Here is a 16,200-nt window from a genome sequence, read left to right as displayed (position 1 = left end):
AACGTATCTTTCGGATTTTTATAGTAGCTTTTATTTTGCAGTAACTTTTATTGTGCAGTAACTTTTATTGTGCAGTAACTACTCAGCACTGAGTAGTTACTCATTTAACAAAGAGTACTTATATCCAATAAATAAAAAAGGAAAAATATAATGAGTTTTGATAAAGAGCAAAACCAAAATACAAACCGTCAAATCAAGCTTGCCAGTCGCCCTACAGGTGAACCTAAAGCTGAAAACTTTGACATGATTACCACTGACATCCCATCGCCCAAAGACAATGAGATGCTATTGCGCACGGTTTATTTGTCATTAGATCCCTATATGCGTGGACGTATGAGCGATGCCAAAAGCTATGCTGATCCCTTAGCAGTGGGTGATGTCATCATGGGCGGTACGGTTGCCCAAGTTGTTGAGTCTAATATTGACAAATTCGCGGTTGGTGATTTGGTGGTTTCAAACTCAGGCTGGCAGGATTACAGCGTCAGTGATGGCGAAGGTGTTCTAAAGCTTGATAAAGATATGGAAAATCCTTCTTATGGTCTGGGGGTATTAGGTATGCCAGGCTTTACAGGCTACATGGGTTTGACTGATATCGGCAAGCCAAAAAAAGGCGAGACCTTAGTCGTTGCTGCGGCGACCGGACCCGTCGGCGCGACCGTCGGACAAGTCGGTAATCAATACGGCGTGCGTACTGTGGGTGTCGCTGGCGGTCAAGAAAAATGTGATTTCGCGGTTAATGAGCTGGGCTTTGACGTCTGTATCGACCATAAAGCCGATGACTTTGCCGAACAATTAAAAGCGGCCTGCCCAGATGGTATCGATATCTATTACGAAAATGTCGGCGGCAAAGTATTTGATGCCGTGATGCCTCTTTTGAATGCACATGCTCGCATCCCAGTTTGCGGTTTGGTCGCCCAATACAACGCTACCGAATTACCTGAAGGTAAAGATCGTTTGAGCGTATTGACAGGTCTCGTCTTAAGCCGTCGCCTCACCATTAAAGGCTTTATTATCTTTGAAGAGTACGGCGATCATTACCCTGAGTTTTTAGAAACCATGAGCAAATGGGTAGAGTCCGGCGCTGTCAAAACCAAAGAGTATGTGGCTGAAGGCTTAGACAATGCGCCCGACGCCTTTGTTCGTATGTTAAACGGCGATAACTTCGGTAAAACGGTGGTTAAAGTAGCTGATGTTCACTAATGATCTTTCTTTAGTTAACGTTAGATAAGTGCTAATAACTACTTAACAACACAACTCGCTAATATTACCACTGAAATTTATTGTCGCCTCGCAGATACTGTTGACAGTTGCTCCTCTGATTATCATTTTCATAATGATAAGACTGTTGCAATAGTATCGCTTTAATAACATTCAGTGGTATCTCGATTGACAGTCTATGACTGTTGACAACAAGAGAATTTGATTCAACCAATTTTGATTCAATCAACATCGTAAATTAAGGATACTTATGAATATTTTAATGGTACTAACGTCACATGATCGTCTGGGTGATACAGGCAAAAAAACAGGTTTTTGGCTAGAAGAATTTGCCGCTCCTTACTACGCGTTTTTAGATGCGGGTGTTAATGTCACGCTAGCTTCTCCTGCCGGCGGTCAACCACCGCTTGATCCGGGTAGCGACACTGAAGACACGCAAACCAAAGACACCAAACGCTTTAAAGAAGATACTCAAGCACAAGAGCATCTTGCCAACACTAAAAAACTTGCTGATATGAAAGCAGAAGATTTCGACTCTGTCTTTTATCCCGGTGGTCATGGCCCATTGTGGGATTTGGCAGTTGATAACAACTCTATCAATTTGATTGAAACTTTTGTTAAACAAGACAAGCCTGTTGCTTTTGTTTGTCACTCTCCTGCCGCGCTTAAAAACGTCAAGATTGACGGTGAGTATCTCGTCAAAGGTAAAACAGTGACTGGCTTTACCAATTCTGAAGAAGACGCTGTTGGCCTAACCGATGTCGTACCCTTCTTAGTAGAAGATGCGTTAAAAGCCAATGGCGGTAACTATGAAAAAGCGGCTGATTGGGAATCGTTTGTCGTAGAAGACGGTTTGTTGATTACAGGTCAAAACCCAGCCTCATCAGAAGAAGCGGCCAAACGTCTAATCACTAAGCTTAAAGGTTAAAGGTTAAGATAGTGCTTGACGGTCAATAAAATAAACCATGCAAAAAGGCCAACCTCATGATCCGCTTACATCATCTGAATCAATCACGGTCATTGCGCATTTTATGGCTTTTAGAAGAGCTAAATGTGCCTTATGAGATTGTTAGCTATCAACGCGATACTGAAACTCGGTTGGCACCGCCCAGTCTAAAGACTATTCATCCTCTTGGTAAATCTCCGGTTATCGAGATGGATGATAAGGTTTATGCTGAGTCAGGCGCTATTACCGAGTTATTGATTGAGAAGTTTGCCCCAAAGCGTCTACGTCCTGCGGTAGATAGCGCGGATTATGGGACTTATTTGCAGTGGATTCACTTTTCCGAAAGCTCATTGATGCTGCCTTTGTCTCTCAAATTATTCATTAAAAAAGCAGGTGTGCTCGATAATGATTTTTTGAACGCTTATATCCGTCAAGAAAAGCATAAGTTGCTCAGTTATTTAAATGATGAAGTCGCAGGCAAATCATTTATTGTTGGCAATAGATTAAGCGGTGCCGATATGATGTTGTCTTTTGATCTGATCGTGCTGGCTCAGCGCGAAGCATTGGAAGACTATCCGTATATCAAACAGTATGCCTTACAATTGGCCAGCCTTGACAGTTATCAGCGTGCCATGCGTTTAGAATCGAATTATGATCAATCAACGTAATCAGACAGGCTAAGATGTTTCGTTTATAAAAGACAGCTCGCCTTAGAGCTGTTTTTTTTGTTCCATTAAACAATTTATTGATTGGTTTTTTGACTTGATTATGGTGTGGCCTCCATTCAAGCGATGGTTATCTAACTAGGCTAAAAATGGTACTTTTAATATAGGCAATCACTTACGTGTATATGACAAAAGCTGATTGAAAATTATGATAAAATTCTGCCCGCCATTTTTAAATTAATTTTTTGTCTTGCCTGTATTTAATAGCGTTTACCTCAGTTGATACCTATCCAAACGGTACAATTTTTTCTGGGCACTGCCCTATGTTAACTACTCTCTTATAAACATCGTCGTACGCTCATGAATACTGAATATCAATTTAAGCCCCATGAACAACCATTAATGGTCGGCTCTCCTGCCAATCCTGATCATCCTGCACGCCGTAAATTCTTTTACTTAATGATTGGTATTATTATTGGCTTGACGGCCAGTTTCCAAAACGGCTTGCTGGTTGCCAATTTAACGCAAATTCAAGGCGAGATGGGACTGACGCCCGTGGAAGGCGGATGGATATCGGTCAGCTACAACATGACGAATGCTTGTATCACGGTGCTACTGTATAAAATTCGCCAGCAATTTGGCATGTCGCTTTTTAGCAAAATCACCCTGTTTTTCCTACTAGCGGCTACGAGTCTACAGTGGTTTGTCAGTAGCCATCTATTGAACGCGACCAATATCCAGATTGATTCTTATTATCTAGAAATCATTGCTCGAGGATTGAGCGGCATGGTTGCTAGTGGCATGACCATATTGGGCTTATTTTACTGTTTGCAAGGTATGCCAACCGTCAAACGTACGAGTGGCTTGATATTGGGGTTTGGCTTAGTACAGTTTGGTATTCCGTTGTCACGAATTATCTCGCCCTACCTCGCTATCGACGGTCAACTTGAAAACTTATTTTTATTTCAATTTGGTTTGGCCCTGATCTGTTTTGGACTTATTAATATATTGGAGCTACCACCCGGCAATACTGAAAAAGTCTTTGAAAAATTGGATTTTTTAAGCTTTGCTTTTTTTGCTAGTGGTCTTGCGGCGTTGGCGGTGTTTTTGGTACAGGGCCGCATCCAGTGGTGGACAACGCCTTGGCTGATCTACGCGCTCATCATTGCCGCCGTCAATATTAGCATCGCATTGTGGATTGAAACTCATCGTAAAAATCCCATGCTACAAGTTCGCTGGATGCGTAGTCGCAATATTATTGCGTTTATGATCACGGGTGCTGTCATGCGTATTTTATTGTCTGAGCAGAATGTCGGTGCGGCAGGATTACTGGCCAGTCTTGGCTATGGCAATGATCAGCTGATTACTTTTTATGCGGTCATACTAGCGGCCAGCGTCTTAGCATTGGTCATTAGTATTTTTAGTACTGCTGCGACGGAGCTGCGCCGTCCCGTTATTTTTGCCATGGCATTAATTGCGGTAGGTGCTTGGATGGACACGGGGGTCTCTATCAATTCAGCACCTTATATGTTTTATCTGAGCCAGTTTTTAATCGCCTTTGCCGCTATATATTTTATGGGACCGCTGGTTTTTGAAGGGTTTTTACGCGCTATTGCCAGTGGCCCTGCCTATATTATTAGTTTTTCCGTGATTTTTGGTATCTCACAAACGGTTGGTGGACTTGCAGGCGCAGCAGCCATTCAAGCCTTTACCACTATTCGCACAAAGATGCATTATACTGATATGGTCAACTCGCTCAACTTAGGAGATCCTGAATTAGTAGCGCAAGTTGCCGGCGCACGCAGTGCTTTATCAAGTCAACTAACAGATTCTACCCAAGCGAACGTTGCTGCCATGAGTCAAGTGATTCAAGGTATTCAGCAGCAAGCAACTGTCGCGGCGTATAGTGATTTATTCTTTGTGATGGCCAGTATGGCTACTATCGCCACTATTATTTTGTTAATCAATTATTTTTATTATCGCTATCATAAACGTAACCCGCTCGCCAAAGAGCTGGCAGTCATTGCCAAATTACGTGAAAACAAATGATCCATCCTGTCCCTTTATCCATAATAAACACACTCAAGCCTATGTCCATTACAATTAGGAGCGCGTCATGAGTCAAGAAAACCCCAAAGAGCTTATGCAAAAACCTCAGACATCAACTGACGCGCCAGCTACAAGTACCCAAACAGACACGCAACCTAGTACCACGCAGACCGTCCCTGACCCTGTTGAAAAAGAACCTCGTATTGAAGAAAATGCAGAAGACAGTAATGAGACACCGATGCCGCCAAAGGAACCTATTCCTGACACCACTGGCTGGTCGCCCAAGAAAAAATCTTATTTAAACTTAGGGTTGTTGATTTTATTGATCATCATTGGTGTGGCTTTGATTTTGTACGCATGGAAGCTACCGCCTTTTACACCGACGATACAACAAACCAATAACGCCTTTGTCAAAGGTCAAACGACCATTATTAGCCCGCAAGTCTCAGGTTACGTGACCGAAGTGGCAGTGCAAGATTTTGCGAATGTCAAAGCGGGTGATTTATTGGTGAAAATAGACGATCGTACGTTTCAACAGCAGCTTGAACAAGCGCAAGCCGATACAGAGGTCGCGCTCACTAACCGCTCTAGCAATGCTCAAGACACGCAAACCAGTCAAGCGCAGATTGAAGCCCGTGAGGCAGATCTGTATAGCGCTAAGATCAATGTTGATAGTGCGCGTGAAGATTTGAACCGTTATCAAGGCTTGGATGCGATTGGTGCGGTATCAAAAGCCGAAGTAGCGCATATCAGGGCGCAGCTGGCACAGGCACAGGCAGGCGTTCAGCAGGCAGAAGCCAATCTCCAAGCCGCACGCGAAAATCGTGAAAAAACCAGTGGTAGCCGCTCGTCTTTAGATGCAAACATAAAAAATGCGGAAGCGGGTGTGAAGCAAGCCCAGATTAATTTGGATAACACCATCATCACTGCGCCTGAATCTGGTCAGCTCAGCCAAGTCAGTGTTAAGGAAGGCCAGTACGTAAGTGCGGGTACGCAACTTATGTATATCGTACCGAAAGGGGTGTGGATTATCGCAAACTTTAAAGAAACTCAAATAGCGGATATGGCAATTGGTGAGCCTGCCACGATCCGTGTGGATGCACTGGGCGGTACCGAATTTACAGGTCACGTGAGTAGCATCTCACCAGCAACAGGCAGTGAATTTAGCGCAGGTGCTGCCAATCCAGCGACAGGTAACTACATTAAAGTCGCTCAACGAGTCCCTGTGCGTATTGATTTAGATCAAAATCAGCCTGAGCTTGTACGCTTGCGTCCTGGTATGTCAGTCTCAGCCAATATCGATACCGACGTTAAGAGAAAATAACAGACCACGATAAAAATAGGCTAAAATAGAAAGCACATAAAAAAGCCATTCTAACCCTACTAAGGTAGGTATTTAGAATGGCTTTTTAAATATAATCAGTACAATATCAAAAAGGCACAGCAAGCAAGAAAAATTGGTTCCAGTCTCGCCCTATCATTTTGTGTCAACCTTTTATTTAGGATCAACTAGGGTAGCAAACGTTTTGTCGTCCAACCTGAAGGGTTGGCTTTGCTATCATCCTCTTGCACATAAACGATGCGATCGTGCATACGATTGGCACGGCCTTGCCAAAACTCAATTTCTTCAATCGTAATCTCATAACCACCCCAAAATTCCGGTGTGGGTACAGGCAGGTTTTCTGGATACTCTTGTTGTAATTGAGAAAACGTCTCTTCCATGACTTCGCGGTTGGCCACTTCACCACTTTGAGGCTGGCTGACCCACGCCCCTACTTGACTGTCATGGGGGCGTTTTTGAAAATAAGCGGCAGATTTGTTGGCATCAATTTTAGCAATACTGCCGCTAATACGGATTTGACGCTCAAGCTCATGCCAAAAAAACAGGACTTCGGCATTTGGATTTTCTGCAATATCTTGACCTTTGGCACTTTCATAATTGGTATAAAAAACAATACCCGTGTCTGTGATCTCACGTAGCAATACAATACGTACGCTAGGCTTGTTGTCCGCGCCGCAAGTCGCTAAGCTCATGGCATAAGGTTCTTGAACATTTTGCTCTATCGCTTCACTCATCCAAGCGTTCAAAAGCTCGAACGGTGAGTCTGGTACTGACTGTTGGTCAAGCACCCCTTTCTCGTATGAAAGACGTTGATCGGTAAAGTCCATACTCATTGTATTTCCTCATTCTGATTTGATTAATGGTTTAACCCAGCAGCGGCGATTAACTCAAAACCGCTTTGATATGATCGCCCAACTCATTGGCCATGACATCACATTCTATTTCATCATCAGACTCAACCATCACTCGTATCATCGGCTCTGTACCGGATTGGCGAATGAGTAACCGACCACGCCCTTCTAATGTGGCTTGTGCCTTATCAAAGGCGGCAACCAACTCTTCATAGTCAAAAGGGTTTTTCATTTGCGGCAAACGTACATTGACCAACTTTTGTGGTAGCAAGTCAAAGCCCTCGACCAGCGCACTCAGCGCACGCCCTTGCGCCTGCATCACAGCCAGTACCTGCAAACTCGCTATAATGGCATCCCCCGTACGACTCTTATCCAAACACAAAATGTGTCCAGAAGGCTCTCCGCCCAATATCCAGCCATTGGCTTCAAGCGCTTGCATAACATAACGGTCACCTACTTTTGCACGGGTAAATTCAATACCTGCCTCTTTCAATGCCAGCTCCAGTCCCATATTACTCATGAGCGTGCCAACCACACCCTGAGCCTTGGTATGACCTTGGGTTGCAAGCAAATATAGGATGCCATCGCCATCGACCAACTTGCCAGCTTCATCAACCATCACAATACGGTCACCGTCGCCATCCAGTGCAATACCCACATCGGCTTCGTGCTCAACCACTGCTTGTTGTAAGCTTTCAGGATGAGTCGAGCCACATTCATGGTTGATATTGATACCATCTGGCGTGTTATTAATCGCAATCACATTGGCACCAAGCTCACGCATGACCCTAGGGGCGACACTATAACCTGCACCATTGGCACAGTCGACAACGATGGTCAGATGGCTCAAATCATATTGATAAGGGAAACTGCCTTTACAGAATTCTATATAGCGACCTTTGGCATCATTGATTCGATTATTTTTTCCCAAGTTTGCAGGATCAAGAATCGGCATGATGACAGCGTCGCCCGCTTCCGCTTGGCTCATAACGGCTTTTAGTTTGTTATTAATGGCGGTTTGCATCTCATCGGTCAACTTCTTACCATCAGCTGAGAAAAATTTGATGCCGTTGTCATAATACGGGTTGTGTGAGGCTGAAATGACCACACCAGCATCGGCATTAAAACTGCGGGTCAAATGTGCGATAGCAGGCGTTGGTAATGGGCCAAGTAGATGAACGTCAACGCCTGCGGCATTAAAGCCTGCCTGTAGCGCGCCTTCGATCACGTAACCTGATAAACGCGTGTCTTTACCAATAACCACACTTGGCTTGCGCGATGGATTGTCATTGTTTTCCATTAACACCTGTCCGGCCACATAACCCAATTTTAAAATAAAATCAGGCGTAATCGGCAGCTCACCAAATTTCCCACGAATACCATCGGTGCCAAAGTAGCTCATTATGTATATTTCCTAAGTATAAAAATTAAAGGCCAAACGTATGCATAGGTTTGGCTGTTGTTATAATAATTCGTTATATATTTTACAAAAAAAAACAGCCAACAATGGCAGGGCATTGTTGGCTGTTTGTATATCTAAGTCTCTACAATCCTGCAAACAAACGATGATTACAGTCATGATGATTAAAGTCACATAGGACTGTCAAACCATCGATGACAGACAGTGCCTAGTCTACACGGTAGTTAGGCGCTTCTTTTGTGATTTGAACATCGTGAACATGTGACTCTTTCATACCAGCTGATGTCACCTTGATGAACTGCGGGTTGGTACGCATGTCCTCAATAGTGGCAGAGCCTGTATAACCCATCGATGAGCGTAGACCACCAACCAATTGGTTGACAATACCAGCCACTGGTCCTTTATAAGGGACGCGGCCTTCGATACCTTCTGGCACCAACTTCTCAACACCATCTTTGGCATCTTGGAAATAACGATCTGAGGAACCATTTGAGCCTGACATCGCTCCAAGGCTACCCATACCGCGGTAGGCTTTGTAATAGCGACCTTGGAACAATTCTACTTCGCCTGGAGCTTCTTCAGTACCCGCCATCAATGAACCGACCATGATGCAAGACGCGCCCGCTGCAATGGCTTTTGCCATATCGCCAGAATAGCGAATACCGCCATCAGCGATCAATGGAATGCTGTCTTGTAAAGCACTGGCAACGTTATCGATGGCTGATATTTGTGGCACACCAATACCAGCAATGATACGAGTGGTACAAATAGATCCTGGGCCAATACCGACTTTTACCGCATCGGCACCTGCATCACGCAATGCTTTAGCAGCATCGCCCGTTGCAATATTACCACCAATTACTTGCACATTTGGGTAGTGCTTTTTGATCCAAGAAACCTTATCAATCACGCCTTTTGAATGGCCATGGGCTGTATCAACGACGATAACATCGACGTCAGCGTCAATCAAAGCTTCAACGCGTGCTTGGGTGTCTGGCCCTGTACCAACGGCTGCACCAACACGGAGACGGCCTTGCTCATCTTTACAAGCATTTGGATTGTTTTCAGCTTTTGCAAAGTCGTTAACGGTAATCAAACCGCGCAAACGGAAATCCTCGTCAATGACGATAACTTTTTCGATGCGGTGCTCGTGAAGCAAGCGTTTGATATTTTCGTTGCTCTCACCTTCTTGCACGGTCACCAATTGATCTTTTGGCGTCATGATTTCACTGACTAACAATGATAAGTTGGTCTCAAAACGCCAATCTCTATGGGTAACAATCCCCACCACATTGTCTGTACCCTTCTCTACCACAGGAACGCCTGAGATATTATTATCGTTGGTTAGCTTTAATAACTCACCAATGCTCATTTCTGGATGTACAGTGATAGGATCAACAACCGTACCCGCTTCAAATTTTTTGACACGGCGTACTTGTGTGGCTTGTTTGACGATATCCATGCTTTTATGCAAGATACCCATACCGCCTAGTTGTGCCATCGTAATGGCCATTTCAGACTCAGTAACGGTATCCATAGCTGCGGAAATGAGCGGTAGATTCAGTGTGATATTTTTGGTCAAACGGGTAGACAGATCGGCAGTTTTTGGCAAGACTTCAGAATAGGCTGGCAACAGTAAAACGTCATCAAAGGTTAAGGCTTCATCGACAATTCGCAACATACAGACCCCTAGTGGTGGTTATTTTGATGGATGGGATTTTTGCATTAAGACAATCAACCAATATCATCGATATCATTTTATGACTTCTCGTTTTTGCTTGGCAAAGACTCTAAATCATAACGCTTTTAAATAATAAGCCAACCAGATATCATGCTTGTGAATGGCAATTGATTTATCAGTCATAAGTGAGCGTAAATACAGCACAACCTTACTCTTAATCGCTCATTTATCCCTTAAAAATAACGCCGTATTATAACAAATAAGCAGACAAACCGCATGTTTATTTGTCTGCTTATTTTATGGATAAGTTTTTGGCTGTCTTGAGCCATGTATTTCGTTATAAATGTTTTGTATTTCTCTCACGCCGCTTCTTATTCCTCTCTATCTTTCAGTATCAAACGCTCAGCTGGCAGATACTCTTTTTGCTCATTGTTTAGATAACTTAACATCTCTTCACGCACTTGACACTCCAAATAAAAAGCATTCAATGGCCCATCGGATGCCAAACTTCCGCGAAGCTTAATGGTATTTTCAGTCAAGGATAAAGCAATCATTGCAGGCTCTGTTTTGCCATCCCACAAACTATTGTCCTTGACCACCTCGATGAACTTGTCCCGAATAGCGGCAATATCAGCGCCATAGTCAATGTATAAAACAACCACACATGTCTGATGCACGTCTGTATGTGACCAGTTCTCTACAATTTCGGTGATCAGTAGGCGCATTGGCACAATTAAACGCCGCTCATCCCATGTCTTTAGTACCGCGTAGGTATAACGCAAATCTTCAATGGTCGACCACTCCCCCTCCATAATAACAGTATCACCAATACGTACGGGCTGAGTAACGGCCACCTGTACGCCTGCGATGATATTCCCTAAAATGGGCTGAGCGGCAATACCAATGACCACACCGGCAATCCCAGCTGAGGTTAATAGTGTCTTTCCAAGGCCTTCCATGTTGGCAAATTCACTAAGCCCCACCCAAATACTGCCAAGTACCATCACAAAAATAAATGCACGACGGAAAATCGACACATAGGTACGGCGACGTCGTTCCTTATCAAAACTTTTCTCAGACAGATTTTCAATCTGCATATTTTGATAGCGGTTGGCAAAGAAATTAATGATACGAATACCCAACCATAGGGCGCTAAAAACCAAACCAATCCAAATTAGCGGACGCGTCGATGAGGCAACGGCATCTAAGTAAGGAAAGCCACCTGACACCAAGGTAAAGACCAGTAAAAAACTGATGGTAAACGTCAAGGGTACGGTCAGCTTACTGATTAAATCTGCAACGCCATTACTGCTACCTACATACATGCTGTACTTTTCTGTATCAATAAAACGGCTGATGATGCTTTCCGTTATTTTACTAAGTATCCAACCAATTCCCATCGTGACTAAGAAAAATAAAACGAGCGCCGCAAACTCCCACAACGCAATACCAAAAAATTTGAATTTCATCCACATCGGCAAATAACGCTCAAATACTGCTGGATGATACTGCTCGTAAAGATTGTCAATATTACCCACTGTCTGTGCCGAGAATACCCAAACAGGGGTGCTATTATTGACCCGTACCCGCTGTAACGTAATAGGAACGCGCCGTTCACGGTAGTCAATGTATCCAAGTTTAATAGAGCGTCTGGTAATCCCCATGATACTGCTATTATTACCGAGCGGCGGCTCAATCAAACCATCAGGACGATCTGGCAAATCATCAAAGACGTATAGATCTTTTTCTGATAATAAAAAATCCAGACGTTTCGATAGCTCAATGGCATGATTACGCTGAAGGTTATCATCAATCAAATTCATATTAAGCGCATAAGCAGCCAAATCGTACTGCTGCTTCATCATGGCCGACTGGAAAAACTCCAACGTTGCCAGTGGCGTACTTAGATTTGCGGGCTTAGATAAGGGCGGCAAACCGACGTTGAGCGTGTCTAGTAAATAGTAATGCTCGTCGTACTCCCCTGTCAGTCCCGAATCGCCTTGTAGCGTGCCAGCTTGCTGTACGGCATTGTGCTCAGTAGGATCAAACATGTCTTCGACAGCGCCAGAAACATTCACACCTTCGTCTCTAATCGTATTGATTTTTTGAGAGGCGTATTCAGACAAGTTATCGGGCGAGCTTGTACTCTTTTCATTGCTATCTTGCGTCTCCTCATTACTTGCTGCCTGAGCGGAGACGACGGGCACACAAATAGCACTGATAACAATGAGAAAAGAAGCCAACAGCAAGTGCAGTGCATGGCGCTGCACTTTAGATTGGTGAGAAAGATCTTGATTGCAGCAAATCTGCTTACCTTTAATCTCAATTGACGTCTTGTTGGCTACTATCTTGCCATCCTTGAGAGTATCCATATATTCAGAAGCTACCTATTCATATGAAGTTTTCTTAAAAAACTCGTTTTCGTTGTTTATTTGACTTGTTGTTTATTTAACTTAGTGCAGTCTACAAAAAAAGCCAGCACAAAGCTGACTTAGTTTCTTACTATAAATAGGTATGTTTTGTAATTGCGGCCTTATGCGCGGCGCCATGTCGTACCAGCGCGACTGTCTTCAAGCTCAATACCTGCTTCTTTTAGCAGCTCACGTATCTCGTCGGCGCGCGCAAAGTTTTTATTGCTTTTGGCATCTGCCCGCTCAATGATAAGGTTATCAATGGTGTCATCCGTTAAGGCGCTATCGGTTTGCTCACCAACCACTGCTTGCAAAAACTGCTGCACAGGTTGTTGTAAAATATTGAGCACTTGCGCCAATGCTTTAAGTTGCTGTGCCAATTGCCAAGCGGTGTCTACGTCTTCAGCTTTAACCGCTTTATTGATATCACGCGCCAGCCCAAACAATATACTAATCGCTGTTGAGCTATTAAAATCATCATTCATGGCTTTGATAAATTGCTGTCCAGCGGTACTATTATAGGCAGCGTCTAGCAATGTATCGTCAATGATTGGTGTCTGATCTTTTTGTTGTTCCGCCAACTTTAAGGCATTGTATAATCTGCTTAGGCTATTATGTGCTTCGTCTAGTGCGCTATCAGAGAAATTGACTTGGCTGCGATAGTGGCTCGATAATAAGAAAAAGCGCACGGTTTCTGGCAAGTACTTTGCGATCACATCACGAATGGTCGAAAAGTTAGCCAGCGATTTAGACATTTTTTCGCCATCGACGTTGATAAACCCAACGTGCATCCAGTTACGCGCATACTCACATCCTGTCGCGGCTTCAGACTGAGCAATCTCGTTTTCGTGATGCGGGAACTGTAAATCATGACCGCCGCCATGAATATCAAACGTATCTCCCAAGCATTTAGTCGACATCGCTGAGCACTCAATATGCCAACCCGGACGCCCCTGCCCCCACGGTGAGGCCCACTGCGGTTCATCAGGCTTTGCCGCCTTCCACAATACAAAATCAAACGGATTACGTTTGTCGTTTTCGACATCTACGCGCGCACCTGCCTGCATATCATCGAGATTACGCTTAGATAACTTGCCATAATCGGCAAAGCTATCGACGGCATAATAGACATCGCCATTGTTCCCTGCATACGCATAATCACCTGTGACCAGCGTTTTAATCATTTGCTGCATCTCATCGATATGATCTGTCGCCCGTGGCTCAGCATTGGGCGTCAAGCAGCCAAGAGCAGAAAAATCTTCATGCATCGCTGTGATAAAGCGCTCAGTCAATACCCCAATCTCTTCGTCATTCTCACGGGCGCGCGCGATGATTTTGTCATCAATATCAGTAATATTACGCACATAATTGACGTCATAACCCAATTGCGTAAGCCAACGTACCGCCATATCAAATCCAACCATCATCCGAGCATGGCCGATATGACAATAATCATAAACGGTCATACCGCACACATACATGCCAACCTTGCCGTCGACGAGCGGTTTGAAAGGCTGCTTGCGTCCAGTGAGCGAATCAAAGATGGCAAGCTGAGACATAGCGTCTGCAAGTGGTGTGGTCATAGTAAAAAAGCCTTTTTGTTAAAAGTATAAAAATAAGATAAGGTCTTATAAGTGTATAAAAGTCATTATTAAAGGGTCATCGTTAAATTTACGTATCACCATTCATGTATGTCATTACTATATATAATCGATACTCAATAAAACGTAACCCATTATCTTAGCGAAAACAGGTATAAAATACTACAATGAGCGCGCAACTAACCTGATTCAATCATAAAAACCATTAAGGATATAGAGATGGGCAATCGTTTAAGCAAAATATACACGCGTACCGGAGATGACGGTAGTACAGGTATGGCAGATGGTAGCCGTCTTAGCAAAGCCGACAACCTATTTAATGTAATGGGTGATATTGATGAGCTCAACTCACACATTGGCCTTGTTCGCGCGCACTTGACTCAAAATGGCGCTAATGATCGAACCTCAAGCCAGCCGCTCCTTGCACATCTGCCTGCACAAAAAACAGCAGACTTTGCGCAAGCCTTGGTCATCATTCAGCATTTATTGTTCAATATCGGCGGCGAGCTTGCCATGCCAGAATATGAAGGCATCAATGCCACTCATATTGATTGGTTAGAGCAGCAAATTGATGCAATGAATACAGTACTGCCTCCGCTAAAGGATTTTATTTTACCCACAGGTTCGGTCTTGGTCAGTCAGCTGCACGTGGCACGTAGCGTCTGCCGCCGTGCCGAGCGCCAAGCGGTTTTGTTGCAGCAGCAACGCTCGCAAGCGATTCGCCCTACTGCCACCAGCTTTATCAATCGCTTGTCTGATTGGTTATTTGTGGCTGCTCGCTTTTGTACTGATCCCGACCAAATCTCTGAAGTACTTTGGGACAATCAGGTTTTACAAGCCTTTACTGAAGATAAATAACGGCTCGAAACGCGATTAGTTAGAACCTGATTATTTAACACATGGCGATGTAAAATACAGTTCTTCAAAACCTGATGATACAAAATAAAAGCCCGCAACATGAAGGATGCGGGCTTTTTACTGAAGGAGCGTGATTACTAATCCATCATATTAACTTTACTGATTAGTAAGTGGCACTTTCGTCTTCAATGATTACCATATCGATGCTTTCATCGTTAGGTACCACTTTTGGTACAGCGGGCGTAGTAGGATTGCCAGCATTGGTACTACTAGGTTCAGCGGCAGAGCTACTTTCTGTAGCGCTGCGTTCTGTAGCGCTGCGTTCTGTAGCGCTGCTTTGGTTGTTGCTTGGGCCATTGACACTAGGCGTTGGTGTCGGTTCAGTAGGACGAATCGGCTCAACTGGGGTCACTGTTCTCGGCTGACGAGTTGGCGCGGCTGAACTGTCACTACTATTGTTATTGCTCTGAGCAGCACGTTCGGCACGCTGTTCGTCCAACGCTGATTTAAATACCGACCCTGCTATGACATCCGAGACGACCGTAAGCAATGCCGGTTGACCTGCAATACGTGTACGTACTTGACCGCCTTGCGTACCAACAACATAAGTAAAGGCATCATCAACCAGCATATTGTTGTTAATACGGATGTTGTTTTGCGCTAAACGTGACTGCAAACTTGGCTGATTATTCGCCGCTTGCACTTGGCTGGCTTGATACAAGTCTTCGCTTGGCAAAGTCATGCTAACGCTCGCCTGACAGGTCGTCATACCATTGGTATTGGCTTCTTGTATAACAGCTGCGTTTTGCACATCGATCACGATACTGTTGGTTTTATCAGTAATAACGCCATTGGCTAGGTTGATTTCTGATTGTTCCGCGTAGTTGGTCGCCCGCGTTTGAGCTTGCTGATTCAGCGTATTTTTTAAAGCCGCTTTAAGACGATCCTGTACCATCGGATCGTTACAGCTGACCGCAGTGGCTGACACATCTTCAGTCGCGACAGGCTCTTGCTCTGTCACTTCTGCTGTTTGAGTCGTGTCTTCTTTCTCTGAGCGATCGCAGCCTGCAAGCGCCAAACTACATACTATGCCAATCCCAGCCACTTTGTGCCATTTGCTCAAACCACTATTTGCTACGCTCATGTCTTTTTTGCTCC

12 protein-coding genes are annotated in these 16,200 nt (G+C 44.2%); 6 read left to right on the top strand and 6 right to left on the bottom strand.

The window, feature by feature from the left end; genetic code table 11:
• Positions 1-150: 150 nt before the first annotated feature.
• The 5 genes from curA (at position 151) to AAJP47_RS06975 (ending at position 6,202) form a co-directional block, all read left to right on the top strand.
• The gene (gene curA, locus AAJP47_RS06995; RefSeq protein WP_346717193.1) at positions 151-1,200 is read left to right on the top strand and encodes an NADPH-dependent curcumin/dihydrocurcumin reductase; all 1,050 of its coding nucleotides are present in this window, start codon (positions 151-153) and stop codon (positions 1,198-1,200) included.
• A gap of 268 nt (positions 1,201-1,468) precedes the next feature.
• On the top strand, positions 1,469-2,146 hold the full coding sequence (locus tag AAJP47_RS06990) for a type 1 glutamine amidotransferase domain-containing protein (RefSeq protein ID WP_346717192.1): 678 nt from the start codon (positions 1,469-1,471) through the stop codon (positions 2,144-2,146).
• Between the two features lie 56 nt (positions 2,147-2,202).
• Complete coding sequence (locus tag AAJP47_RS06985) at positions 2,203-2,832, top strand: glutathione S-transferase family protein (protein ID WP_346717191.1); 630 nt, start codon at positions 2,203-2,205, stop codon at positions 2,830-2,832.
• A gap of 357 nt (positions 2,833-3,189) precedes the next feature.
• A complete protein-coding gene (locus AAJP47_RS06980; RefSeq protein WP_346717190.1) occupies positions 3,190-4,878 on the top strand; it encodes an efflux MFS transporter permease in 1,689 nt (562 codons plus the stop codon).
• Positions 4,879-4,945: 67 nt separating this feature from the next.
• Entirely contained in the window at positions 4,946-6,202 is a 1,257-nt protein-coding gene (locus tag AAJP47_RS06975; RefSeq protein ID WP_346717189.1) for an HlyD family secretion protein, read from the top strand.
• A gap of 185 nt (positions 6,203-6,387) precedes the next feature.
• Here the strand turns inward: AAJP47_RS06975 and pdxH are convergent, their stop codons facing one another.
• From pdxH to cysS, 5 genes are all read right to left on the bottom strand, one after another.
• Positions 6,388-7,047 carry a pyridoxamine 5'-phosphate oxidase gene (gene pdxH / locus AAJP47_RS06970; RefSeq protein ID WP_346717458.1) on the bottom strand — a complete coding sequence of 220 codons (660 nt, stop codon included), beginning with the start codon at positions 7,045-7,047 and terminating at the stop codon, positions 6,388-6,390.
• A 55-nt stretch (positions 7,048-7,102) separates the two neighbouring features.
• Entirely contained in the window at positions 7,103-8,473 is a 1,371-nt protein-coding gene (gene glmM, locus AAJP47_RS06965; protein ID WP_346717188.1) for a phosphoglucosamine mutase, read from the bottom strand.
• Between the two features lie 226 nt (positions 8,474-8,699).
• Entirely contained in the window at positions 8,700-10,172 is a 1,473-nt protein-coding gene (gene guaB / locus AAJP47_RS06960) for an IMP dehydrogenase (RefSeq protein ID WP_346717187.1), read from the bottom strand.
• Between the two features lie 371 nt (positions 10,173-10,543).
• Positions 10,544-12,544, bottom strand: a complete 2,001-nt coding sequence (locus AAJP47_RS06955; protein WP_346717186.1) for a mechanosensitive ion channel family protein — start codon at positions 12,542-12,544, stop codon at positions 10,544-10,546.
• Between the two features lie 161 nt (positions 12,545-12,705).
• Positions 12,706-14,142, bottom strand: a complete 1,437-nt coding sequence (gene cysS / locus AAJP47_RS06950; protein WP_497198705.1) for a cysteine--tRNA ligase — start codon at positions 14,140-14,142, stop codon at positions 12,706-12,708.
• A 261-nt stretch (positions 14,143-14,403) separates the two neighbouring features.
• Here cysS and AAJP47_RS06945 point away from each other — a divergent pair, with 261 nt between their 5' ends.
• Positions 14,404-15,042 carry a cob(I)yrinic acid a,c-diamide adenosyltransferase gene (locus AAJP47_RS06945; RefSeq protein WP_346717184.1) on the top strand — a complete coding sequence of 213 codons (639 nt, stop codon included), beginning with the start codon at positions 14,404-14,406 and terminating at the stop codon, positions 15,040-15,042.
• A 163-nt stretch (positions 15,043-15,205) separates the two neighbouring features.
• On the opposite strand, the gene AAJP47_RS06940 is transcribed toward AAJP47_RS06945, so the two are convergent.
• Positions 15,206-16,186: a hypothetical protein gene (locus tag AAJP47_RS06940; RefSeq protein WP_346717183.1), complete on the bottom strand. Its 981-nt coding sequence runs from the start codon at positions 16,184-16,186 to the stop codon at positions 15,206-15,208.
• Positions 16,187-16,200: the final 14 nt, after the last annotated feature.

The sequence above is a fragment of the Psychrobacter halotolerans genome (assembly GCF_039680845.1).
GTDB lineage: Bacteria > Pseudomonadota > Gammaproteobacteria > Pseudomonadales > Moraxellaceae > Psychrobacter.
This window is presented reverse-complemented; position numbering and strand designations above follow the sequence as displayed.